We start from the raw sequence: 23,783 nt of genomic DNA, 5'->3' as shown, positions 1-23,783 counted from the left end.
GCTGATGTTGCCGGATGCGCCGAGTTCGGAGGCGACGGTCGTTTCGTCGTAGCTTTTGTGGCTGGACGAACCTTTGGACAGGAAGCCGCTGCGCGAGCCCTTGTCGTCCTTGGCGCTGGTGTCCTTGCCGGAGGCGATGACGAGGTCGCCGCCGGTGGTGATGTTCAGGTTCGCCGTGCTGTTCTCATTACCGGCGTCGATCTTCGAGGCGAGATGACCGTGTCCTTGCCGGATTCAATGTCGACGCCGCCGGCGCCTGAGATGGCGGAGCCGACGGCGGTCGTCGTTTCCAGATGCGTGGTCGTCTTCTCGCTGCTACCGAGGAAACCGCCCTTGAGGTTGAGCTTGGTGTCGAGGGTTGCGGTGTCGGTTGCTTCAGCGATCGTCACGTCGCCGGAGGCCTTGAGGCCGACCTTGCCGTCGGCGGCGAGCTGGCTGCCGACGATGTTGAGGTCGTGATCGCTGCTGCTGTTGCCCGCCGTCACCGAGAGGTCGCCGCCGGCCGATATTTCGGAGCCAACATGGGTGATCGACGAGGCGGACTTCTTGCCGAAGGTGGATGCCGATTGCTCCTGGGCGGCCGTGATGTTGATGTCGTCGCTGGCGCTCAGCGCGACATTGCCCCCGGCCTTGGCGGAGGAGCCGGAGAGCAGGATGTCGTCGCCGGCCTTGATGGTCGCATTCGTGCCGGCGGAAAGCTGCGATTGCTGCTGGTCGGTGGAGAGGGTCCTGGTGTAGCCGGATTGGTTGTTGCGGGCGACATCGGTCGAGACGACGGCCACAGAGCCGTTGTCGGCGGTCACGTCAAGCGTCGTTCCCGCCTTGGCGGAGCTGCCGATTACGTTGACATTGTCGGTGGCCTCGACAGGCTGCCGCCGCTGGCGATCTGGGTACCGGTGGCATTCTGCTGGCCTGCATTGTCGACCTTGGCTGCATCTAGCGTTACGTTTTTGCCAGTGAGCTCGGCGGAGCCGCCGGCATTGACCTTGACGCCCTCGAGGGCGAGATCGCCGCTGCCGCCGGCAAGCTGCAGATTGACGCCTGCCGTCACGCCTGCATTGGTATTGACGACGTCCTGGCCGCCGATCATCATCGTCTGGGCGGCGAGCGTGATGCCGTTGGTGGCGTTGAGTACCGTGTCGCCGCGCGACAGGAACGTGCCGCTGCCCTGGATGGAGCTGCCGGAGACGGTAAGGCCGCCAGCGGATGCGATCAGACCGGAATTGTCGAGATTGCCGACATTGCCGAGGTTCATATCGACCGAGCCGCCCCATGACGGGCCGGCGAACGGCAGGCCACAGCTCGGCATCGCCGGTTTTGGGCCCGCGAGGCTTTGCTTTGCCCTTTAGAAGTTCAGTGAGATTGGAGCGCGACACTCCTGAGCCAACGATAGAGAAGGTTTGGCGCAACTCCATGCCGCCGAGCCACAGAGGAAACGGTCTCCCCGGGGGCATAGCCCTCCTCGATGACCTGCAGTTTGCGTTCCGTTGTCCAGCGTCGCCGCCGGACGTCACCTGTCATCAAGTCAACCTGTCGAAACTCGTTAGACATAAGCTTATCCCCAAGCCTGTGCTTGAGTCTTCCTGCTTATGCTGAGTGTCCGGTCGAAAGTGGGGGCAGTTCACCTTCTTTCCCATAAAAAATAATGGTTCCGCGATGTCCTTTTAGAAGAGCCAACCGAAATAGCAAAAAACCGTATATTCGCATTCTGATCCACGAACCCTCAAATCGACTGTTAAGCGACCAAGCCAAAATTCTCAGCGAAATTTTTCAGAAATTCTTTTTTTTCTTTGTTTTTTTCCGCATCTGCAATCTGTTTTACTATAGCGAGAAGATCCGAGGCGGATTTTTCATCGATGTCCTGCAATTCAGCCCCAACAAACTCCATTAACTTCACCGAAAAATCGCTATTTATCATTTCCTCATCGGCTTTCTCTATTTGAAAGAGAAGCTCCGCGAAACAAGATGTTAGGGTTCTAATAAGCCTATCTGTCATTCTGGCACCACCTTTACAGTTAGGTTTTTCACGCCTAAATCTTTAAACATTTTAGTTGCCCGATCCGCTTGCGACTGGTTAGGAACCTCCCACCGCCCGGATAGACCATTTTGTTGAAGCGCTTCGGACTGCCGCAAGACTTGATCCCTAACTTTCTGCGTTGTAACGACAGATATTTTCCTGTCTATTAGCACATCCCCCTCTACACCATCAAATCGAACACTTGCCTTCTGTCCATCAGGAGACATTCGTGTCAAAGTTGGTGCTTGGCCTTTCTGCGTTTCAACATTCGAACGAGACCCGATTGCACCGTCATCATAGAGTCTAGCTCTGGGGCTCATGCTCGCCCCCTCATCGACCCAGGTGATCTTCGCGGAAGCTTGGCTACCTACGTTTACCTCTTTAGGAACGCTTGTCTCACCTCCCTCTGATCCCGCTTTGCCCCCCGGCTTCAACCCGCTCTGATACGCGCCGACCAAGGCGAACACAGCTGCGTTCACGGAATCGGACATATAGTGCAGTGCTTGCCCCTTGAGGAAGCAGCCTTCTGCTCCGCCGTGGTCCTGGCAATAGCCAACGCCGGCGGCGACATCCAGCAGACGCTGTTCGAAGACCGTCGCCTCGCTGGTGAGGTATCGCTCCATCACCTGATTGGCAAGCAGCCGCTGGGCCACCGCATCGTCGAGGCCGAGGGTCTGCAGTTCCAGCACCGTCATGTAGGCAATGCGCGGATCCTGGCTAAGGTCGCCCAGAGTATCCTGCATGCATTGCACTGTCCGGCAAGCGTCGAGCTTCTTTTCTTGCTCGAAATCGAGGTCGCTATAGCGTTTCGAAACCTCCGCCCTGCAGGCCGCGAGATCGCCCTGCTTTTCGCAACCGACCAGTGCTTCCTTAAGTTCATCCAGCTGTTTGTGCGTCAGGAAGTTATTTTGATACGCGTTCGTGGCATAAGCCGCACCGGTTGATCCGGCGATGCCGCCGATGCCAGCGAGGATGGAGCTGGTGACGGTGTTGACCATGAACTCGGCGGCCGAGCCGGTTAGCCCAGACTGCTTGACGAAGTCCTCGACCAGTTCCCGCACCTTCGGCGCAAGCAGCGAGGAGGTTGCTCCGCCAAGTGCGCCAGCCAGCACGCCCTGCCAGTCGGTGACGCCGCCGAGAAGGCCACCGGCGATGGCATGCAACGCCGCACGCCCGGAACCGCCCTCCTTCCAGAACTGGTACTCCGCCTTGCCCGCCTCGCCCTGTTCCAATGCCGCCCGCGCCAGCTCGCCGGCCTTGTCGCCAATCAGCTTGGCGGCGCGTGCTGCCGCGGCGTCGTAAAGCTGCTGCGTCTTCAGCTGTTCGGAAAGCTTCTTCTGCAGGTCGGGAATGCCCGGCAGCGAGGTGTTGGTGTCCGTCGTGTCGCGGCGCAGCTCGTCGAGGTTCTGCTGCTGGCGGCCGGGGTCGGTGATGACGATCCCGCCGGGCGAGACGGCGGAGAGCGCCTTTCCGGTCTCGCTCTCGCCTTCGCTCAGATGCGGCGAGACTGAAATGCCCGCGCCGGAGATGCCGCCGCCATACGTATCCGCCTTCCATTTCGAATGCGTGTCGACGTCGGAGAATTCCAGGGTGCCGGTTTCGAGGCGGTTGTTTCCGGATCCCGCTTTGCTGGTTATCAGGCCGCCTTCGAGCTTCGTCTTGCCCTCGACATCAATGTCGAAGCCGCCCTGGCCGGCATGGATGCCGGACTGCTCGGAAACGATTGCCGCATCGCCCTTGGCATTCTGGTATGAGCCGGAGATACCGCCCGCAACGCCGCCGGATGGGACCGCGCCGATGCTGCCGCCGTCGTTGAACTGCCGGGCCTTCTGCGAGGCGGTGTCCAGCTGGCTTTCGATGTTGAGATCGCCACCGACATCGGCAATCACCGTCTCTCCGGTGACCGTCGCACCCCGAAGGTTCGTGTCGCCGCCCGATTGGAGATAGACACCGCCGGTGCCGTCCACATGGGTGTTTAGGTTAGTCAGCGTCGAGCCATTGGCCTTGCCCTGACCGAAGTTGAAGCTGAGACCCGGATCAAGTAGCTCGATACCGACGCCGCCCGAAACATTCTTGCTGGAGTTCTGCGTCGCCGCCTGCGCACTCGTCAGATTGATCTCGTCACCGGCGGTTAGCGTAATATCGCCGCGCCCGCCCGACAGCGTGCCGTCGGCTTTAGACCCCGCACCGATCTGCGCGCCGACGGCGTTGATATCGCCCGTAACAGCCTCTATCACCGCCCTATCGCCGGCATTGATCGTGGTTGGAACCGGCGTCGAGGCCGCCCCTTGGGAACTGCTCTTCCGGTACTCGAACCCTACCGAGAGTGACGTGGAGAGAAGCGCGCCGTTCTTCAGTAGGTCTTCCGGGTTGGCTTTACTCAGCGCGTCATAGGCATAATAACCGTTGATGGCGGCGATTGCCCCCATTGCGATCGATTGGCTCGAACTCCCGTCGCCAATGTTCTTTGCCGCGTCAACCACGTCCTGCACGGCACCCACCACGCCCGACGACACCGTCGCCTTTACGCCTGCGAACAGTTCTTCGTGCATGGTGGCATAGTTGGTCTTGTTCTGCGCCGACAGAAGATTGACGTCGCGCTCCGCCAGAATGTCGACCGTCGAACCGGCCTCGACCCGCGCCGCCTGGAAATTGGCGTCGCGCCCGGCGGTGACGATGACGTCGCGGCCGCCCGACAATGTGGAAGTCGCGTTGGTCTCGGCTGACTGCGCGGTCTTGTCGACCGATTTGCCATACCCGATGCCGATCGACGCGCTGCCATTGCCCGCTGAGAAGGCGAGGCCGAAGCCGGAGCGCTTGTCCTCCTTCGACTGCGAGAAGCTTTCGGCCCCCGGCGTGACGTTGACGTCGCGGGCGGCGTCGAGCGTGATATTGTTGTCGGCGTAGATCTGCGAGCCGAGAATGTTGACATCGGTCTCGCGGGACTTCAGCGCCACGTCCGTTCCCGCGGAGAGTACTGATGCCACATTCAGCTCGGAAGCCTGCTTGCCGCTCTTCTGCTCCGCACCCCAGAGCGATATGAAGCCGTCGCCGGAACCGACGAAGAGGCCGGATTTCTTGCGGGTGATCTCAAGCTGATGCTGTTCGGCAGCACCGATGACCGAGACGCTGTCGCCCACCACGTTGATCGCGCCGTCGGCATCCACGTTGGAGCCAGCAATCACCGCCGCGCCGCCGGCGCTGAGGCTGATATTGCCGGATGCGCCGAGTTCGGAGGCGACGGTCGTTTCGTCGTAGCTCTTGTGGCTGGACGAACCTTTGGACAGGAAGCCGCTGCGCGAGCCCTTGTCGTCCTTGGCGCTGGTGTCCTTGCCGGAGGCGATGACGAGGTCGCCGCCGGTGGTGATGTTCAGGTTCGCCGTGCTGTTCTCATTACCGGCGTCGATCTTCGAGGCGGAGATGACCGTATCCTTGCCGGATTCAATGTCGACGCCGCCACCGCCTGTGATGGCGGAACCGACGGCCGTCGTCGTTTCCAGATGCGTGGTCGTCTTCTCGCTGCTACCGAGGAAACCGCCCTTGGTGCTGAGCTTGGTGTCGAGGGTTGCGGTGTCGGTGGCTTCGGCGATTGTCACGTCGCCGTCCGCCTTGAGAGCGACCTTGCCGTCGGCGGCGAGCTTGCTGCCGACGATATTGAGGTCATGATCGCCAGTGCTGTTGCCCGCCGCCACCGAGAGGTCGCCGCCGGCTGATATTTCCGAGCCGGCATGGGTGATCGACGAGGCGGACTTCTTGCCGAAGGTGGATGCCGATTGCTCCTGCGCGGCAGTGATGTTGATATCGTCACCGGCGCTCAGCGCGACATTACCCTTCGCCTTGACGGAGGAGCCGGAGAGCAGGATGTCGTCACCGGCCTTGATCGTCGCGTTCGTGCCGGCAGAAAGCTGCGATTGCTGCTGGTCGGTGGAGAGGGTCCTCGTGTAGCCGGACTGGTTGTCGCGGGCGACATCGGTCGAGACTACGGCCACCGAGCCGTTGTCGGCGGTCACGTCAAGCGCCGTGCCCGCCTTGGCAGAACTGCCGATGACGTTGACATTGTCGGTGGCCTTGATCGACAGGCTGCCGCCGCTGGCGACCTGGCTGCCGGTGGCATTTTGTTGACCTGAGTTGTCGACCTTGGCGGCATCGAGCGTCACATTCTTGCCGGTGAGCGAAGCGTTGCCTGTGGCATTGACGGCAGCACCCTTCAGCGTCAGGTCGGTCGCAGCAGCAAGCGTGGCGTTGCCGCCGGCGGTGACGGCGGCGTTCGGGTTGACCATCGCCTGGCCGCCGAGATCCATGGATTGCGCGCTCAGCGTCAGCGCGCCGGAAGAGGAGAGCGACACGTCCTTGCCTGATTTGAAGCTGCCGCCGTTCGACGCAATCGAGGAACCGGAAACGGAGAGGTCGTTGGCCGCGACCATGGCGCCGGAATTGTTGATCGCGCCGCCGCCAACGGTGACCGATGAGCCGGACATCAGCGCGCCGGAGGCGGTCAGTTGCGCCGTTGCCGTGCTCGGGAGATAGACTACCGGCGCCCACACCTCTATGCCATTGACCACCTGCTTCTGATAGAGGACGACCGGCTCCGTCAGCTTGGCGACCGCTTCGGGAGTAAGCGTCTGGCCAACCTGCAGATGATTGTCGTTGGCGTACTTGATGCCATTGTCGAGCAGCTTCTTGACCTGCTCGGTGGCATCGCTGCCGGGAATGAAGGAGCCCGGCCCCAGGCCCTGGCCGGCAAGCTGCTGGATCTGCTTGGCGATCAGCTGGTTCTCGAAATAGGCGTCGCCCAAGAAAGGAACCGCGGTATCCGGCTGATAGCCGATGCGGTCCATGAAATAGTTGGAGCCGTAGAATTTGCTGACATCGAGGAAGTCGGCGCGGGTTTCGAACAGGAAGGTCTGTCCCGGGATCCGCTTACCGAAACCGCCCGACTGCGGATTGGTCGAGGCGACAAGGGTGGTGCCGAGGCCCGAATTGACGTTGAAGAGGGCGCCGCCGGCCGTCAGGCCGCTGAGAGCCGACAACGGATCGCCGGGATTGCTTGCGGCCGCGACGCTGGCGCCGCCGGCCACCGAGCCGGCTGCCGACGTATTGTTGACGCTGCCGAAATTGACGGAGAGCGCGCCACCGGCTTTGATATTGGCCGATACGCCGCCGATCGCCTGGACGGAGCTGACGATCGTCGTGCCGTTGGCAATGTTCTTCGAAGGATTGGTGTTGCCGTTGGCATCATAGGCGGTGCAGGCGCCCTGGGCGCTGCAGGTCGTCGTCGTCGTGCGGAACAGGGTTACGCCGGTGTTGGTCAGCGTCGAGCCCTTCAGCGTCGCGTCGCCGCCGGCCTCGATCGAGCTGTAGGCATTGGTGAGATTGGTGGCGTCGATGGTGAGATTGCGGCTCGCCCGGATCGTCGCTTCGGGGCTCAGCGCGCCGTTCAGCCGGTCCTCATAGACCGACTGGCTGAGATGGGACGACCAATCCCATGTATAGGTGGTGCTTTCGTCCGAGCCACTGAAATTGACCTCGTCGACGATGAAATAGCGCGACGGATTGTTGGCATCGGCAACCGGATTGCCGTTGGCGTCCCGCGGCACCCGGGCCCTGATCCAGTCGATGATCGGCGTGACCTTCTCCGGTCCGTCGGCCGAAATCCAGGTCCAGGCACGATAAGTCGTGCCGTCGGCGAGCGTCGCCTTCGACCAGAGCAGTGGCTGATAATCCTGCCACAGCCCCGGATCGACGCCGGCATAGAGCTGGTACATGTTCTGATCGGCGGTCTCGAGGTAGCCGAAAGGCAGCCCGGCGGCGACGGGGTTCAGCGTGAAGCCGCTGACGACGCCCGAGGAAACCAGCGTCCCGGCCGTCCATTGCGGTGTGACGGCCCGCCGGTTGGTCAGATTGGCCGTCAGGATGGACATGTCGTTTCCAGCCTGGATCAGGCCGGAAATATTGGTGACTTCAGTGTTTCTTAGTCCCGATGTCGTCCCGGCAATCTCAAGATCGTTGCCGGCGAGGATGGCGCCTTGATTGTTGGTGAGCACCCCGCCGATGAACAGGCCCGCGTCGTGGCCGGCATAGGCAAGGCCCGTGGCGCTGTTGGTGAAATTGCCGGATATGTTGAGCGTCAGATCGTCGCCGGCGGCCAATTGGCCGGCATTGGTGAGAGACGGCAGCGTCAGGGTCAGGTCGTGGGCGGCGAGCAGCGCCGTGCCGGCCGAGGTGGAGAGGCCGCCGGCGTTGATGGCGATGTCGCCCGAACCGCCGGCATTGGTGACGGCATTGATCCTGGTGCCGCTGAGATCGGCAGCATCTGATAGATTGAGGGTGAGCCCTCCGAGAGTGAGGCTGTTATTGCTGAGATTGGCGCTATCGGCGTTGAGCATCAGCGTGCCGCCGGCGGCGATGTTGCCTGCGCCGCCATTGGAGAGATCGATAGTGGTGGTGGTGAGCGTCAGGTTTCCCTTGGCGCTGGTGGGATTGCCGTAGCTGATCTGGCCGGAAGCGGAGAGATCGGCGCTGCCGAGGCTCTGCAGCTTGCTATAGGCGAGATTCTGGCTCGCGGCGGCCGAAAGATTGCCGCTGCTCAGCATCGCGTCGCCGACGACGATCGAACCGTTTGCGGCGGCAAGGCTCATGTCGCCCGCCTGCTGCAGCACCAATGTGCCGTTGGCGGATTGGGCGGTGGCGGCGAAATCGACGCCGGAGGCGACGGTCGCCGCCGCAATCGAGCGGCCGGTTGCCGTGACGTTGCCCTGCGCCAGGACATCGCCCGATATGCCGATGTCGGCGCCGGCGGAAAGGGTGAGATCACTGCCGCTGACAAGCGACGCTGCGGAGATCGAGCCTGACGTCGCAGCGATCGTCAGCGTATCGCCGCTCTTGACCGCCCCTGCAATCTGGATGCCGCCGGATGTGGCGGAGAGATCGAGCGCATTGCCGGCGACGACGCTGCCGGCGGCAATGCCAGCCGCGGAGGAGATCTCGACGTTGGTGGCGCTGTTGACCTCGCCGCCGACGCTCAACAGGCCGCTGCCGCTCGACAGCACGATGTCGCCATCCGCAGCGATCGTATCGAGGGTGATGCCATTGTCGGCCTCGATGGCGGCTTTCGCTTTCGAGGTGACCTTGGCGGCCGTCACTTTCGCCTTCGAGGAGATCGAAACGCCCTGCTCACCGGAGACGTTGCCGAGCGAGATTTTGCCGTCGGCCGACAAGGACAACTCGTTGGTGTTGGCGGCAAGATTGCCGCTCATGCGCACGCCGGCGCCCTGTTCGGTGACGACGATCTTGATGCGGTCTGCCTGCATGGCGCCAAGTGCGGTGCCGTCGATCGCATATTCCGGCGTGCCGGAGATCGGCGCGAGCGCCTGGGAATCGCCCGTCGCATAGTCGAAATTGGACGCACCCGCCGTCACGCGCAGCGACTTGCCGTAGACCGGGCCGTTGACATGGACGGTGCGCGAGACGATGTCGAAGAGGTCGACCGCGCCGGGGCCGGTGGCGAAGTTGCCACCGTTCGGTCCGATGGTGACGTCGCCGCCATTGACGGTAAAGCCGGTGAGCCTGCCATCGGCACCGATATCGGGAACGCCCGTCGTCAGCGTCGCATGCGGCGTGTTGATGAAGCCGCAGCCATCGCAGGTGATGCCGTTCGGGTTGGCGATGATGACATCGGCCCGCCCGCCGAACACCTCGGTCGGCCCGTTCAAGGCCGAGCGGTTGCCGCTGGTGACTTCGTTGAGGATGACCGTTGCCGGCCCTGATGTATTGAGATTGGCATTGCCCGGCGTGAGGCCGCCGAGATTGGAATTGCCGATCTCACCCTGGAAATTGTTGAGGATGAGGCCCGGCGTGCCGACGTTGAAGTTGTCGTATTTGTTGTGCGACAGGCCCTGGCTGTTCGGCGTGACGATGTCGATGAGCGGCACACCGTTCGGGGCCGTGCCGACGCCCGGCTGATTGGCGGCGGGCGCTGTAGTGCTTGCCGAGACCGACTGGGCGTTGGCCAGCATCGGCTGAAAGACCAGCAGCGCGCTGAGCACGATCGCAAGCGAGCGATGGGCAAGCCTGCCGAGCCGGCAGCCAAGACCCTTGCCATTCGAACCAAGGCCGGTTTTTTCACGCATCGTTTCGTCTTTCCAAACGCACAACTGGTTTTTGTCTCGACATCAATCACGGCCCGGCGCTGCCTTGTCGGCAGCGCCTCGCCTCGTCTCGTTATTTCTGGGTGAGCCAGGTCTTCACATTGCGGGTGAAGGACTTGGACAGGCGCTGTGCCATGACATCAGGCGCGCCGGACGTTGTCGCCGCATTGACCGCGACTGCGATGATTACGCCGTAACCGCTTCCGCGCATGGAGAGGTCTTCGCCATGGATGTTTTGCGCTTGGGCAATCAGTTGCCCGGTCTTGGCATCCTCCAGCCGAACGGTCCCGTCGATCATGCTGTCGTGACCACCGATAATGCGGGCCTGCTTTGTGGTAACGTCGAACACATGCAGCGTCACGACCAACCTGCCCCTGTTCGGGCCGCCCGGCACGCCGATCAGTTCCTTGGACATCGTGGCTTGGAGGGTACGAACCGCGTCGGAGACCTGCTGGTCGGGCTTATCGCCAAAACCGAATGTCTTGACGTCGGGAGCCAGCTCGATCCGGATCTCGCGCACAGACGTGCGCTGCAGGGCCGCAATCAGCCGAGGATCTGTCCTGGTGGTGACGCAGGACGCCAGTGTCGCCGCCAGCAGGAGAAGGGTTAGAAAACGCACGATACGCATACGGAACTCCGAATTCATGGATAAGATTCAAGGACCTGCTGAACTCAGTCCCGGTTGTCCGACGACGAGGCAGGCTTTGGCTTACTGTCCAGATGCTTGTAGAGCTCGGTCAGCTGGGACTTCGGCGCCGGGCACCCCTTCGATTTGGCGATGCTGGTCAGGACATTGTTCCTGTTGCGCAAGGCATCGATCTCGACCTTCTCAGGTGATTTCGGGTCCATGAAAAACAGCGCCGGCAGAAACAGAAGCACACCGGTCGCCCCAAGCACGATGTTCTTGCCCTGCGCATCGGTGCGCTCCTTCACCGTCGAGGTGATCTGCCGTTCGTTCGCCTCGAATTCGCGGGTGATGCCGGCGCAGTCGAAGGCGCTGTCGGTCGGATTGGTCGAAGCGACCGGACGGGCCTCGCGTCCGGCGCAGCCGGCAAGAGCGATGGAAAGGGAAAGGATCAGCGCCGTCGGCCGCGAAAGGCTTTTGCCGCGCTTGATCGTCGAAGTGTCGTGGGTGGTCATTGTCTTGCTTTCGTTACCAATGCGCCGATGCGCTGAAATAAAAGAGCCCGCCGTCGACATGGTCGACGCTGCTGGCAAGGATGTCGGAATAGCCGAGGTCGGCGCTGATCGTGCCGCCGACGGCGCGGATACCGGCCGTCCAGCCAGCAAGATCGCCACCTGTCATGTCGAAGCGCTTTTGCGCGTAGACGTGGCCGTAATCGAAGCCGAGATAGGGGCGCAGTTCGCCGAACGCCTTGGCGGCGGCGCCGCCGCTTTCGTTGGATTTCGTTCGCCAGACGATCTCGTTGTGGCTGAACACGCCGTTATTGCCGAAGAGCACGCTTTCGCGGGTGCCGCGGACATTGCTGTAGCTGCCGAGGGACATCTGCTCGGCGCCGAGAAGATTATCCGGGGAATATTGGCCGCTGACGAGCGACGTCAGCTCGAACTGGCGGCCGATGGCCTGGAAGGGCTGGGTGACTGTGATGGTGGCGTTGAATTTCGAAAATCGCGGATCGGCATTTCCCGCGCCGGGCTCTCCTGCCTTGACGGCATCGAAAAGACCGAGCCCCCGGTCGTAGCTGGCATCAAAGACCCAGATACCGCCGAACATCCGCCGGGAATGGGAAATGCCGATCTCGCCGACCGTATAGCGGCGGCTGCCGACCTCGATCAGGTTGCCGAGCAGGAAGTTGTTCGTCTGCTTGTAGGTGAGGTTGCTGCGGACTGTCGTGATCGAATCCTTGTCGCGCATGACGACGCGATCAATGCCGAGGCCGGCCTGCCCCGAATTGCCGGAGGTTTCGAGCGTGCTGAAGTTGCCTTCGACGGCGCTTTCATATTGGTACCAGGAGCCGTTCAGCGAAACGGTGGAATAACCGTAAGGGACGCTGACGCTGCCGGAATAGCTGTTGCCATAGCCGTTTCCGTCATTCTCCCACTGATAGTCCGGACCGCTGTGCTCGTATGAGAAATTCCACTGGTCGTTGATGCCGAGCAGATCGTCGTAGCCGAGCGATGCCGAGCTGCGGGAAAGGCCGGTGCTCTCCTGCCCCATATTGTTGTTGCCGAGCGAGACATGCCATGGCCGGCCCGGACGGTTTTCGATATTGAGGATGGAGGTTCCGTCCTTGGGGCCGGGCAGCATGGCCGACTTGGCGTCGTTGGCCTGCAGCCGGTTCATCTGATCGAGCCCCTGCTCGATGTCGCGGATATTGACGACCCGGCCGATCAGGCCGGGAAAGGCGCTCGCCAGCGACCCGTTGCCGGCCGCTTTCTTGCCGTTGAGATAGATGTCGGACAGCGTGCCTTCGACGAGGAGCAGGCGCAGGATCCTGGTCTTGCGGATATCCTGCTGCGGCACATAGGCCCGCGAGGTCACATAGCCGTGGTCGATATAGAGATGGGTGACATCCCTGAGCACCGCATTGATCTCGGCAAGCCCGACGCAGCGGTTGCCGTAAGGCGCCGTCACCTTGCCGATCTCTGCCGCCGAGAGCAGGTTCGCCCCGTCGATTTCGACCCTGGTGATGTCGAAACAGGCACCATTCCCCTGGCCGGCGGGCAAAGTCCGGTCTTCCGCGTCCGCGCCGCCGCCCGGTGTCGCGCGCCGCAGGGCGTCCAGCCGCTGCGTCTGCGACTGCTGCTCCTGACGGCGGTTGAAGTCGTCGGCCGGCGATTGCGCATAGGTAGGTGCGACAGCCGTCACGAGGACGGCGCCGGCGAGCAGGCAGTATCGAATTTCTGTGGTCATGGGTGAAATTCGGCTACTTCGCGGCAGTGGATTGGAGTTCGTCGAGGGCCGGGCTCAGCCCTTTGAGCGAAAAGCGGATATTGACGTCCTGGCCGTTCATCAGCCGCACCAGCCCTTCGGCCGTCGAGCCCTTGCGCAGCGCTGCCGTCGTCTTCGCATCCAGGGCCTGCTGCGCCCAGCATCCGGCCTCGTTGCAATTGCGATAATCGAGTTTTGCGAGGGGCTTGCCGTCCGCCTTGATCGACAGGCCGGAGGGCAGGAAGACGTTGAGCGGCAGAAGCGCGGTCAGCATCAGCCGCGGCTTGCCCTTGCTCTTGCCTTGAGACGCGGCCGGCGCTGTGGCGATCGCCAGCGTCAGGACATTGACGTTCTTGCCGTCCTTGGCGACTTGCGCCACCTGCGCGACTTCGCAGGCTGCCGTGTCGCCGGAGCCCGTGCAGCGATAGTACCAGTCGTCGAATTTCTGCGATTTGATGGCCGGCGCCTGGCCTTGAACCACCGCATCAGGAGATTGCGAAAGGGACGGGCTGGAACAACCGAGGAATATCAGGAGGGAGGCGACGGTCCGGAGACCTCCCTTCATGCGGCTTATCGAAAACTTGCTCATCAAAAATGCAACTTCAGGAGGATTTTATTTGCGTGCAATGCCATGTCGCTACAATCGCTCTCGCCGTCAACCTGAACGTGTCAGAACGGTAAAGTTTCGGTTAGATATTTACGTCGCGTTTCCAGCAGATAAATCCCTGTATTCGCCGGGATCTTGACAGAAACTTACCGGCAAATCCGAGACTCAACAGTACTGAAATAACGAAAACGATAAGACAACACGCAACTTACGCGGAGCTGTCCAAATGCTCGTCTGCATTGAAAATGTGAGCAGACAAACGCGAGGGATGAATAGAATAATACAATCTGAAATTAAGAGAAGCCGCGATCAGAAGAGTGTCCGTTCTCCGAAGAAGATTGCTGACCGCTCGCCAAACCCTTCCCCGAATAAACACTGCAACTGCGGCAGATCACGCAGGTATTGCGTCACCATCAAATATAAAAGTGTATTCACATGAATTGCACCCATGGTTGCCGCCGTTATTCCTGACCAAAGGGAGGCAAAGGCCGGGCCCGGGAGCGCCTTCGCGCAATGCTCTGGTCGCAACCCGAATCATTGGGGCTCTCCGGCTGGCAAGATCCGCTGATCATCCGACTATATAAGTGGCTCAGCCGCCCTCGATCGCGGAATGTCATTTTCGGGATGACAGCCGCGTCCTTCTCTGCGAAAAAGAGCGCGATGAGAGACAGGGGCGTTCGTCGACAGACGGGCTGAGAAGAACCCTTCGAACCTGAACCGGATAATGCCGGCGGAGGGAGTCGCTCGGGGCATCGCCGTAGACGCCGCCCCGCGCCTGCCCCGCCTGAAAGGGGCGCCATGCAGAGCAAGACCACTTCGGGAGCCATGCTGGAGGCGATGCGCGAAAAGCCGCCGCTCGTCCACTGCATCACCAATTACGTCGCCATGAACATCGCCGCCAACGTCCTGCTTGCATCCGGCGCTTCGCCCGCCATGGTGCATGCGGCTGAGGAAGCCGGCGAATTCGCCGGTATCGCGAGCGCGCTGACCGTCAATATCGGCACGCTGTCGACGCAATGGCTCGACGGCATGCAGGCGGCGGCCAAGGCCGCGACCTCAGCTGGAAAACCCTGGGTGCTCGATCCGGTGGCGCATTACGCGACGGGCTTTCGCCGCCAAGCGGTCGCCGATCTGCTGGCGCTCAGGCCCACGATCATCCGCGGCAATGCTTCCGAGATCATCGCGCTTGCCGGCGGAGAGAGCCGCGGTCAGGGCGTCGACAGCCGCGATCCGGTCGAGCAGGCGGAAGAATCGGCCCGCCGCCTCGCTGAGCGGCAGCAGGCTATCGTCGCCGTCACCGGCGCCGTCGATTTCGTGACCGATGGCGCCAGGTCGGTGCGCATCAAGGGCGGATCGGTGCTGATGCCGCAGGTGACCGCGCTCGGCTGCTCGCTCACCTGCCTCGTTGGCGCCTTTGCCGCCACAGTGCCCGAGGATCTGTTCGGCGCGACGGTCGCGGCGCTCGCAACCTTTGCCGTCGCCGGCGAAGATGCCGCACTCGGGGCGGCCGGTCCCGGCTCGTTCGCCTGGCGCTTCCTCGATGCGCTGGCGGCGCTCGACGGCGAAGCGCTGGATGCGAGGGCCAGGGTATCGATCGCATGAAGGCCTTCGACCTTTCGCTCTATCTCGTGCTCGATCCGGATCTCTGCGCCCCGATCGGCATGGTCGAGACCGCCCGGCTTGCCGTTGCCGGCGGCGCGACGATCGTGCAGCTGCGCGACAAACGGGCCGGCACGCTGGAGATGATCGAGACCGGCCGCGCCATGAAACAGGCGCTCGATGGCACCGGCGCCCGCCTCATCGTCAATGACGACGTCGAGGCGGCGATCGCCATCGGCGCCGACGGGTTGCATATCGGCCAGGAAGACATGGACGCGCGCACCGCGCGGGAGATGATCGGTCCCGAGATGATCCTCGGCCTCTCGGTCGAAACCGAGGCGCTCGCCGCCGCCGTCGATCCCGGTCTCGTCGATTATACCGGCGTCGGCCCGGTGTTTGCGACGCCGACCAAGGCCGACCACAAGCAGCCGATCGGCTTTGACGGTCTTGCCAGGCTGGTGCAGCTCTCGCCGCTGCCGTCCGTCGCCATCGGGGGGCTGAAGGCGGAGCATGTCGCCGAAGTCTTTGCCGCCGGCGCCAAGGGGCTTGCCGTCGTCTCCGCCATCTGCGGCACGCCGGATCCGGAAGCCGCCACACGCCGTATCGCCGCAGAAATCCGAAAGGTCCCGGCATGATCCGCAACGTTCTCTCCATCGCCGGCTCCGATCCGTCCGGCGGCGCCGGCATCCAGGCCGACCTCAAGGCCTTTTCCGCCCGCGGCGTCTACGGCATGGCGGTGCTGACCGCGCTGACGGCGCAGAACACGCAAGGCGTCACCGGCGTGCATCTGGTGCCGCCTCCATTCGTCGCCGACCAGGTCGAAGCCGTCTTTGCCGATGTGCGCGTCGATGCCGTCAAGATCGGCATGATCGCCAATGCCGCCATCGCCGACGCCGTCGCCGCCGCACTTTCTGCAGTATTGGCCGCAGCAACCGCCAACGGACACAGCATTCCCGTCGTCCTAGATCCCGTCATGATCGCCAAAGGCGGTGCCGCCCTGCTCGCACCCGAAGCGGTCGACGTGCTGACCCTCCGGCTACTACCGCTTGCCACGCTGCTGACCCCGAACCTGCCGGAGGCCGCCGCGCTGCTGCACCAGCCGGTCGCGACGAGCCGGGCTAAGATGGCGGCGCAGGCCGAACAGCTGCGCGCGCTCGGCCCGGCCGCGGTGCTGGTCAAGGGCGGCCATCTCGACAGCGACGAGAGCCCCGACGTGCTGGCCGCCGCCGACGGGCTGCACTGGTTCGAAGCCCGGCGGGTGCCGACCAAGAACACGCACGGCACTGGCTGCACACTGTCGAGCGCGCTGGCGGCCGAGCTTGCCAAGGGCGCCTCGGCGCGAGAAGCGGTCGCCATCGCCAAGGATTACCTTGCCGGCGCGGTCGCGGCGGCCGGACACCTTACCGTCGGCTCAGGCCACGGGCCGGTGCAGCATTTTCATGCGCTTTGGAAAGACGCCGAATAGGTCCCTTCACAGAGACGGAGACATCGCGACCACGATGGAAAACGGCCCCGCCTCCCGGGCCGTTTTTGCATTGCGCCACCTTGCATTGAAACCGCGGCCGCGGGTCGACGGCCGCGAGGCGCGATTTGAAATAGCCTGTTGACAAGACGGGTGAGATGGCCAAGTCTATGACATTAAAAGGGGATATGTTCCGCAATAACGGAATAAGGGGAGGAATGACAGGTGCCAGACCTGCTTGTGAGCCTATATTCCGCGCGGCTCGCCGACCTGAAACAGAAAGCCGATCATGTCGGCGCCTCCATCCGCCCGGCCCTCCCCCCGGAGCTGCATCTCGTCGTCAACTGGGTTCGCGAACACTTCAGCGAGAACTGGGCAAGCGAGGTCTCGGTCGCCTTCTCCCGCCAGCCCGTCGCCTGCCTGATCGCCGTCGAAGATCGAGGACTGCTCGGCTTTGCCTGCTACGACACGACGGCACGCGGCTTCTTCGGCCCGACCGGCGTTGACCCGCAAGCCCGCGGCAAGGGCATCGGGCTCGCGCTGTTTTCCGCCTGTCTTGAGACGATGAAGACGCTCGGCCATGCCTATGCCTTCATCGGCGATGCCGGTCCGGTCGATTTTTACGCCAGGACCGCAGGCGCCATCACCATCCAGGCCCCCGACAAGGGCATTTACGAAGGCATGCTGAGAAGCATGCCGAAATGACCATCTGATACCGGAGCACTAGACTTGTCCTCGATCCCACTCGCCCTTTTCGTCGGCCTTCCCAATCCGGTTCTTTCGGATGAGGAATTCGCGCTGTTTCGCGAGACCAATCCGCTCGGCCTCTTCGTCGGCCGGCGCAATCAGCGCGAGCCGGAGCAGACGAAGCGGCTGATCGAACGCTTTCGCGAAGCCGTCGGCCGCGACGACGCCCCCGTCTTCACCGACCAGGAGGGCGGCCGTGTCCAGCATCTCGATGCCGGCCCCTGGCCGCTCTTCCGCAGCTTCGGCCAGTTTGCCGAACTGGCGCGCCGCGATTTCGAGCTCGGCAAACGAGCCCTGCGCCTTTCCTCCCAGGCCATGGGGGCGATGATGACGGAACTCGGCCTTTCCAGCGGCTGCTCGCCCGTTCTCGACCTCGTCTTCGAGACGACGAGCGTGGTCATCGGCGCCCGCTCCTTCGGCCCGAATCCCGATGTCATCGCCGCCCTCGGCCGCGAAGTGGTGGACGGCCTGCTCGAGACCGGCAACATGCCTGTGATGAAGCATATTCCCGGCCATGGCCGGGCGACGCTCGACTCCCACAAGGAGCGGCCGGTCGTCGACGCCAGCCGAGAAACGCTGACCACGACGGATTTCAAACCCTTCGTCGCATTGAAGGACACACCCTGGGCCATGGTCGCCCATGTCGTCTACTCCGCCTACGACAGGGAATTGCCGGCCTCCGTCTCACCGATCATGCACGACGTCATCCGCAAGGACTTGGGTTACGGGGGCGTGCTGATCTCCGACTGCATCTTCATGGGATCGCTCTCCGGTACCCTGCCGGAACGCGTCAAACAGGTGCTCGACGCCGGCTTCGACATCGCGCTCCACAGCCATGGCGATATCAGGGAAAGCGAAGCAGCCGCCAAGGCGGCGCGCCCGTTGACCGACGCCGCACTGCAGCGGATCGCCGCCGGCAAGGCCCGCCTCGGCAATCTCAAGATCGACTATCGGGCCGCCCATGCCGAGGTCGAAGACATATTTGCAAGCGCGCTGGTCTCCTGACTGGCGCGCCAACTCTCACCGTATAAAAGAAGGGGAATAAAACATGAAAAAATATCTTCTCGCAGCAGCTGCCCTGACACTGCTTTCGGGCTCTGCCATGGCGCAGACGATCCTGACGGCCAATATCGAACCGGCGACGACCTGGGTGCGCAACTTCAATCCGTTCAACCAGACCTCGGCGCGCCAGTCGACTCTCGATTTCATCTATGAGCCGCTTGTTATTTTCAATCGCTTCGACAGCAACAAGCCGGTCTACCGTCTGGCCGAAAGCTTCAAGCTTTCCGACGACCTGAAGAGCATCGATTTCAAGCTGCGCCCAAACCTGAAATGGTCGGATGGTAAGCCGCTAACCTCAGCCGACGTCACCTTCACCTATGCCTATCTGAAGAAATTCCCGGCGCTCGATTTCGTCAGCATCTGGACCTTCGTTACCGACGTCCAGGCCGTGGACGGCGAGACGGTGCGCTTCACGCTCGCCAATCCGAGTTCGCTCGCCGCCGAGCAGATCTCGCAGCTGCCGATCGTCCCCGAACATGTCTGGAAGGATGTCGCCGACCCGGTCACGTTCGCCAACGAAAACCCGGTCGGCAGCGGCCCGCTGACCGAGGTTCCGCGCTTCACCGGCCAGACTTACGATCAGTGCCGCAACCCGAACTATTGGGACAACGCCCACCTGAAGGTCGATTGCATCCGTTTCCCGCAGCTTGCCGACAACAACCAGATCCTGACGGCAACGGCCGACGGCACGCTCGACTGGGGCGTCTCCTTCATTCCCGATATCGACAATGTCTATGTCTCCAAGGACCCGGCGCATTTCCACTACTGGTATTCGCCGAGCAGCATGGTCGCCTTCCTGTTCAACCTGGAAACAGCGAACGAGAACAACAAGAAGGCCTTCAACGACCTGAAATTCCGCCGTGCCGTGTCGATGGCGCTCGACCGCAAGACGATGATCGACGTCGCCGGCTATGGCTACCCGACGCTGAACGAAGATCCCGGCCTGATGGGCGAGCTTTACAAGAGCTGGGCGGATCCGTCGGTCAAGGCCGATTTCGGCAAGTTCGCCAGCTATGACGCCGACGCCGCCAAGGCGCTGCTCGACGGGGCCGGCTACAAGGACAAGGACGGCGACGGCTTCCGCGACAATCCCGACGGCAGCAAGATCTCCTTCTCGATCATTGTCCCGAACTCCTGGACCGACTGGGTCGATACCGTCAACATCGCCGTCGAAGGCATGCAGGCGGTCGGCATCGATGCCAAGATCGAAACGCCCGAAGAAGCGGTCTGGACCGGCAACCTCATCAACGGCAGCTTCGATGCGGCGATCAACAGCCTGCCGGCTTCGGCCTCGCCCTACTACCCCTACAAGCGCGCCTTCAGCGCTTCGGACAAGGGCAAGACGCGCTTTACCGCGCAGCGCTGGTTCAATCCTGAGGTCGAGAAACTCGTCACCGAGTTCACCCATACCGCGGATCTCCCCAAGCAGAAGGAAACGATGAACAAGGCGCAGCGCATCGTCGCCGAAAACATGCCGATGATTCCGGTGTTCAACAATCCGAATTGGTATCAGTACAACACCAAGCGCTTCACCGGCTGGTCGACCAAGGAAAATCCCTTCGTCAATCCGTCGATCTCGCGGACGAACCCGGCACGCCTCCTGAACCTGCTCGCGCTCGAGCCGGCCAAGTAAAGGCCTTGATCCCGGGAGCGGTGGCGTTCAACGCCGCTCCCGCCACGACGGAGTTCCCATGGCTTTCCTGCTTCGCCGCCTCGTCTTCTACATGGCAGCCTTCATCGCGGCAGCGACGATCAATTTCTTCCTGCCGCGGCTGATGCCGGGCGATCCGGTGCAGATCATGTTTTCGAGCGCCGGCACCGAATTGCCGCCGGAAAGCCTGCAGGCGCTGAAGCTCACCTTCGGCTTCGTCGACGGGCCGCTCTGGCAGCAATATCTCACCTATCTCGGCAGCATCTTCACCGGCGACCTCGGCCGCTCGATCAAGTATTTCCCGCTGCCGGTCACCTCGGTGCTCGGCCACGCCCTCGTCTGGACCGTCGCCCTGATGGGGACGGCGACGATCGTCAGCTTTGCGCTCGGCACCTTCCTCGGCATCCTCGCCGCCTGGCGTCGCGGCAGCAGGTTCGACGTCATCGTCTCCGTCGGCGCGATTTTCGCGACCTCGGTGCCCGCCGTCGTCACCTCGCTGATCGTGCTCTTCATCTTCGGTTTCACGCTCGGCTGGTTCCCGAACGGCTATGCCGCCGATCCCTCGCTCGATCCGGCCTTCAGCCTGCAATATCTCGGCAGCGTCGCCTATCACGGCATCCTACCGATGGTGACGCTCTGCACCGTGCTGATCGGCGGCTTCACCGTCACCATGCGCAACAACATGATCAACCTGCTCGGCGAGGACTATATCGTCATGGCCCGCGCCAAGGGCCTGTCCGACCGGCATGTGATGATCTGGTATGCGGCGCGCAACGCCCTGCTGCCGACCGTCTCCAGCCTTGCCATCGCCATCGGTACCATTCTCGGCGGCTCGCTGGTGACCGAGGTCGTCTATAATTATCCCGGCCTCGGCAACATTCTCTACCAGGCGATCCTCGCCCGCGATTATCCGGTCATCCAGGGCCAGCTGCTGATCATGACCGCGACCATGCTGATCGCCAATTTCATCGTCGACGTCAGCTACGTCATGCTCGACCCGCGGCTGAAGGGAGCGTGAAATGAAGACCCTGCTTCGGAACCGCAAGGCGCTCACCGGCCTCGTCATCATCGCCTTCATCGTCATCGTCGCGATCGCAGCGCCGCTGCTGACCCAATACGACCCCGCCGCCCGCACCGGGCGGCCGCACCAGCCGCCGTCGCTCGACCACATCCTCGGCACGACCCGCATCGGCCAGGATGTCTTTGCCCGGCTGATCTATGGCGCCCGCACCTCGCTGGCCGTCGGCTTCGGCGCCGGCCTGCTGATCACGCTGGTCGGTACTGCGCTCGGCATCATCTCCGGCTATCGCGGCGGCAAGACCGACGAGGTCATCAGCTTCTTCACCAATATGGTGCTGGTCGTTCCCAATCTGCCTTTGCTGCTCGTGCTCGCCGCCTTCATCGGCCAGGCAAGCCCGCTCGTCATCGCCCTCATCCTCGGCGCCACCTCCTGGGCCTGGGGCGCCCGCGTCACCCGTGCCGAGACGCTTTCCGTCAAGCAGAAGGATTTCGTCAAATCCGCCGAGATGATGGGAGAGCCGCAATGGCGGATCATGACATTCGAGATCTTCCCCAATGTGATCTCCATCGTCGGCATCAATTTCATCGGCAGCGTCATCTTCGCGATCATCACCGAGGCGACGCTGGAATTCCTCGGCCTCGGCGATCCCCGGGCGATCTCCTGGGGCACCATGCTCTACAATGCCCAGAAGGCCTCGGCGCTTTCGGTCGGCGCGTGGTGGGATATTCTCACCCCCTGCTTCGCGCTCGCCTTCCTCGGCATCGGCATGTCGCTCCTGAATTTCGCCGTCGACGAGATCGCCAATCCGCGGCTGCGCACCGGCAATCATCTGAAGCGCTGGTCGCTGCTCGTTCGAACAGGGGAGGGCCGCCTGTGACGCAACCGCTGCTTTCGGTGAGGAACCTCACCATCGATTATATCGGAGAAGAGAAGGATTTCCGCGCCGTCGACGATGTCAATTTCGATGTGGCGCCCGGCGAGGTCTTCGGCCTTGCCGGCGAATCCGGCTGCGGCAAGAGCACCATCGCCTTCGCCATCAGCCGCCTGCACAAGCCGCCGGCGCTGATCCGCAAGGAGAGCCGCATCCTGCTCGACGGCCGCGACGTACTCGATCTCGACCAGCGGGCGCTTGGCGCCTTCCGCTGGCGCGAGGTCGCCATGGTCTTCCAGAGCGCCATGAATTCGTTGAACCCCGTGCTGCGCATCGAGGCGCAATTCTACGACCTGCTGCGCACCCATAAAGGCATGAGCCGTGCGCAAGCCCGGGAGCGCACCGCCGAAATGCTGACGCTCGTCGACATCGCGCCGGACCGCATGCGCGATTATCCGCATCAGTTTTCCGGCGGCATGCGCCAGCGCATCGTCATCGCCATCTGCATGGCGCTCGACCCGAAGCTCGTCGTCATGGACGAGCCGACGACCGCGCTCGACGTCGTCGTCCAGCGCGAAATCCTGCAGCGGATCAACGAGCTGCGCCGCAGCTTCGGCTTCTCCGTGCTGTTCATCACCCACGATCTCGGGCTGATGGTGCAGTTCTGCGACCGCATCGGCATCATGCTGTCCGGCAGGCTGGTGGAGCAGAACAGCGCCGAGGCGATCTACAGGACGCCGGCGCACGCCTATACGAAGAAGCTCTGGGCCTCCTTCCCCTCACTTCATGGAGGCGTACTGCTATGAGCGAGGCCATCCTTGCGCTCGACACGGTGACAAAGACCTTCGGCCACGGCGCGTCCGCCGTTCATGCCGCCCGCTCAATCGCCTTTTCGCTGCACGCCGGCCGGGCGCTGGCGCTCGTCGGCGAATCCGGCAGCGGCAAGACCACCTGCGCCCGCATGGCGATGCGCGAATATCTGCCGACATCGGGCCGCATCCTCTACAAAGGCCGGCCGGTCGAGACGGCGAATTCCGCTGAAATCGCCCGCTACCGCCGATCCGTGCAGATGATCTTCCAGGATCCGTTCGCCTCGCTGAACCCCGCCCACGCCATCGCTCACCATCTGCGTCGGCCGCTGAAGCTGCATCGCCCCGATATCAAGGGGACTGAAATCAACGCGACGATCCGCGAACTGCTGGAGCGCGTCAGGCTCGATCCCGATCTCGTCGCGCCGAAATATCCGCATGAACTCTCCGGCGGCCAGCGCCAGCGCGTCAACATCGCCCGCGCCCTTGCCGTCAGGCCGGAGGTGATCGTCGCGGACGAACCGACCTCGATGCTCGATGTCTCCGTTCGCCTGGGCGTGCTCAACCTGTTGAACGAGATGAAGCGGGAGATGAATCTCGGCCTGCTCTACATCACCCATGACATCGCCACCGCGCGTTACGTCGCCGAAGACATCGCCGTCATGTATGCCGGCCAGATCGTCGAATGGGGCAGTACTGCCCGAGTGATCGACAATCCACTGCATCCCTATACCAGGTTGCTGCTCTCGGCCGTGCCCGATCCCGACGTCCGTTTCGAAGATCCGAAGGCGCGGCTGAGGCCCGACGAGGTCGAGGATATCCGCCGCCGTTCGGCCGCGCCGCAGGACGATGTCGTCGAAGTGGAGCCGGGTCATTTCATGCGGGTGATCTGACGCC

At 62.7% G+C, this 23,783-nt stretch carries 18 protein-coding genes, 1 pseudogene and 1 riboswitch; of the genes and pseudogenes, 10 read left to right on the top strand and 9 right to left on the bottom strand.

From position 1 onward, the window contains the following. Positions 1-164: 164 nt before the first annotated feature. The 9 genes and pseudogenes from K6M89_RS31645 to K6M89_RS21925 all read right to left on the bottom strand — a co-directional run bounded on the left by K6M89_RS31645 (position 165) and on the right by K6M89_RS21925 (position 13,646). On the bottom strand, positions 165-803 hold the full coding sequence (locus tag K6M89_RS31645) for a hemagglutinin repeat-containing protein (protein WP_313141054.1): 639 nt from the start codon (positions 801-803) through the stop codon (positions 165-167). A 35-nt stretch (positions 804-838) separates the two neighbouring features. Continuing rightward, a complete protein-coding gene (locus tag K6M89_RS31640; protein ID WP_313141064.1) occupies positions 839-1,309 on the bottom strand; it encodes a hypothetical protein in 471 nt (156 codons plus the stop codon). Then, positions 1,275-1,551 (bottom strand): annotated as a pseudogene (locus tag K6M89_RS21955) (transposase); the annotation flags it as partial. The pseudogene K6M89_RS21955 and the gene K6M89_RS31640, both read right to left, overlap by 35 nt. Before the next feature lie 184 nt (positions 1,552-1,735). After that, complete coding sequence (locus K6M89_RS21950) at positions 1,736-1,996, bottom strand: hypothetical protein (protein ID WP_222140957.1); 261 nt, start codon at positions 1,994-1,996, stop codon at positions 1,736-1,738. Next, a complete protein-coding gene (locus tag K6M89_RS21945; protein WP_222140956.1) occupies positions 1,993-10,146 on the bottom strand; it encodes a hemagglutinin repeat-containing protein in 8,154 nt (2,717 codons plus the stop codon). Before K6M89_RS21945 ends, K6M89_RS21950 begins: the two co-directional genes overlap by 4 nt. 91 nt (positions 10,147-10,237) lie before the next feature. Then, complete coding sequence (locus tag K6M89_RS21940) at positions 10,238-10,792, bottom strand: hypothetical protein (RefSeq protein WP_097628993.1); 555 nt, start codon at positions 10,790-10,792, stop codon at positions 10,238-10,240. 44 nt (positions 10,793-10,836) lie between these two features. Continuing rightward, entirely contained in the window at positions 10,837-11,304 is a 468-nt protein-coding gene (locus tag K6M89_RS21935) for a hypothetical protein (RefSeq protein ID WP_097664060.1), read from the bottom strand. 13 nt (positions 11,305-11,317) lie between these two features. Further along, complete coding sequence (locus K6M89_RS21930) at positions 11,318-13,039, bottom strand: ShlB/FhaC/HecB family hemolysin secretion/activation protein (RefSeq protein ID WP_222140955.1); 1,722 nt, start codon at positions 13,037-13,039, stop codon at positions 11,318-11,320. A 13-nt stretch (positions 13,040-13,052) separates the two neighbouring features. After that, positions 13,053-13,646, bottom strand: a complete 594-nt coding sequence (locus K6M89_RS21925) for an invasion associated locus B family protein (RefSeq protein ID WP_222140954.1) — start codon at positions 13,644-13,646, stop codon at positions 13,053-13,055. Positions 13,647-14,323: 677 nt separating this feature from the next. Continuing rightward, positions 14,324-14,420, top strand: a riboswitch (TPP riboswitch). Positions 14,421-14,462: 42 nt separating this feature from the next. Here K6M89_RS21925 and thiM point away from each other — a divergent pair. The 10 genes from thiM to K6M89_RS21875 all read left to right on the top strand — a co-directional run bounded on the left by thiM (position 14,463) and on the right by K6M89_RS21875 (position 23,779). Further along, positions 14,463-15,266, top strand: coding sequence for a hydroxyethylthiazole kinase (thiM, locus tag K6M89_RS21920; RefSeq protein WP_222140953.1), 804 nt, complete (start codon positions 14,463-14,465; stop codon positions 15,264-15,266). Beyond that, complete coding sequence (thiE, locus tag K6M89_RS21915; RefSeq protein WP_222140952.1) at positions 15,263-15,898, top strand: thiamine phosphate synthase; 636 nt, start codon at positions 15,263-15,265, stop codon at positions 15,896-15,898. The genes thiM and thiE overlap by 4 nt, the downstream gene beginning before the upstream one ends. Beyond that, positions 15,895-16,728, top strand: coding sequence for a bifunctional hydroxymethylpyrimidine kinase/phosphomethylpyrimidine kinase (gene thiD, locus K6M89_RS21910; protein WP_222140951.1), 834 nt, complete (start codon positions 15,895-15,897; stop codon positions 16,726-16,728). Before thiE ends, thiD begins: the two co-directional genes overlap by 4 nt. A gap of 222 nt (positions 16,729-16,950) precedes the next feature. Beyond that, positions 16,951-17,430: a GNAT family N-acetyltransferase gene (locus K6M89_RS21905; RefSeq protein WP_222140950.1), complete on the top strand. Its 480-nt coding sequence runs from the start codon at positions 16,951-16,953 to the stop codon at positions 17,428-17,430. A gap of 24 nt (positions 17,431-17,454) precedes the next feature. Then, positions 17,455-18,477: a glycoside hydrolase family 3 N-terminal domain-containing protein gene (locus K6M89_RS21900; protein WP_222140949.1), complete on the top strand. Its 1,023-nt coding sequence runs from the start codon at positions 17,455-17,457 to the stop codon at positions 18,475-18,477. 43 nt (positions 18,478-18,520) lie between these two features. After that, complete coding sequence (locus tag K6M89_RS21895) at positions 18,521-20,167, top strand: ABC transporter substrate-binding protein (protein WP_222140948.1); 1,647 nt, start codon at positions 18,521-18,523, stop codon at positions 20,165-20,167. A 58-nt stretch (positions 20,168-20,225) separates the two neighbouring features. Further along, complete coding sequence (locus K6M89_RS21890; RefSeq protein ID WP_222140947.1) at positions 20,226-21,203, top strand: ABC transporter permease; 978 nt, start codon at positions 20,226-20,228, stop codon at positions 21,201-21,203. Between the two features lies 1 nt (position 21,204). Continuing rightward, a complete protein-coding gene (locus tag K6M89_RS21885) occupies positions 21,205-22,083 on the top strand; it encodes an ABC transporter permease (protein WP_222140946.1) in 879 nt (292 codons plus the stop codon). Further along, a complete protein-coding gene (locus K6M89_RS21880) occupies positions 22,080-22,883 on the top strand; it encodes an ABC transporter ATP-binding protein (protein ID WP_222140945.1) in 804 nt (267 codons plus the stop codon). Before K6M89_RS21885 ends, K6M89_RS21880 begins: the two co-directional genes overlap by 4 nt. Further along, the gene (locus K6M89_RS21875; protein ID WP_222140944.1) at positions 22,880-23,779 is read left to right on the top strand and encodes an ABC transporter ATP-binding protein; all 900 of its coding nucleotides are present in this window, start codon (positions 22,880-22,882) and stop codon (positions 23,777-23,779) included. Before K6M89_RS21880 ends, K6M89_RS21875 begins: the two co-directional genes overlap by 4 nt. Positions 23,780-23,783: the final 4 nt, after the last annotated feature.

It is taken from the genome of Rhizobium croatiense, assembly GCF_019793465.1.
In the GTDB taxonomy this organism is placed as follows: domain Bacteria; phylum Pseudomonadota; class Alphaproteobacteria; order Rhizobiales; family Rhizobiaceae; genus Rhizobium; species Rhizobium croatiense.
This window is presented reverse-complemented; position numbering and strand designations above follow the sequence as displayed.

Coding starts and splice junctions, on each gene's coding strand:
- K6M89_RS31640 (WP_313141064.1), bottom strand. CDS start 1,309: ATGCCGAGCTGTGGCCTGCCGTTCGCCGGCCCGTCATGGGGCGGCTCG.
- thiM (WP_222140953.1), top strand. CDS start 14,463: ATGCAGAGCAAGACCACTTCGGGAGCCATGCTGGAGGCGATGCGCGAA.
- K6M89_RS21940 (WP_097628993.1), bottom strand. CDS start 10,792: ATGCGTATCGTGCGTTTTCTAACCCTTCTCCTGCTGGCGGCGACACTG.
- K6M89_RS21925 (WP_222140954.1), bottom strand. CDS start 13,646: ATGAGCAAGTTTTCGATAAGCCGCATGAAGGGAGGTCTCCGGACCGTC.
- K6M89_RS21885 (WP_222140946.1), top strand. CDS start 21,205: ATGAAGACCCTGCTTCGGAACCGCAAGGCGCTCACCGGCCTCGTCATC.
- K6M89_RS21895 (WP_222140948.1), top strand. CDS start 18,521: ATGAAAAAATATCTTCTCGCAGCAGCTGCCCTGACACTGCTTTCGGGC.
- K6M89_RS21890 (WP_222140947.1), top strand. CDS start 20,226: ATGGCTTTCCTGCTTCGCCGCCTCGTCTTCTACATGGCAGCCTTCATC.
- K6M89_RS21930 (WP_222140955.1), bottom strand. CDS start 13,039: ATGACCACAGAAATTCGATACTGCCTGCTCGCCGGCGCCGTCCTCGTG.
- thiE (WP_222140952.1), top strand. CDS start 15,263: ATGAAGGCCTTCGACCTTTCGCTCTATCTCGTGCTCGATCCGGATCTC.
- thiD (WP_222140951.1), top strand. CDS start 15,895: ATGATCCGCAACGTTCTCTCCATCGCCGGCTCCGATCCGTCCGGCGGC.
- K6M89_RS21875 (WP_222140944.1), top strand. CDS start 22,880: ATGAGCGAGGCCATCCTTGCGCTCGACACGGTGACAAAGACCTTCGGC.
- K6M89_RS21935 (WP_097664060.1), bottom strand. CDS start 11,304: ATGACCACCCACGACACTTCGACGATCAAGCGCGGCAAAAGCCTTTCG.
- K6M89_RS21945 (WP_222140956.1), bottom strand. CDS start 10,146: ATGCGTGAAAAAACCGGCCTTGGTTCGAATGGCAAGGGTCTTGGCTGC.
- K6M89_RS21950 (WP_222140957.1), bottom strand. CDS start 1,996: ATGACAGATAGGCTTATTAGAACCCTAACATCTTGTTTCGCGGAGCTT.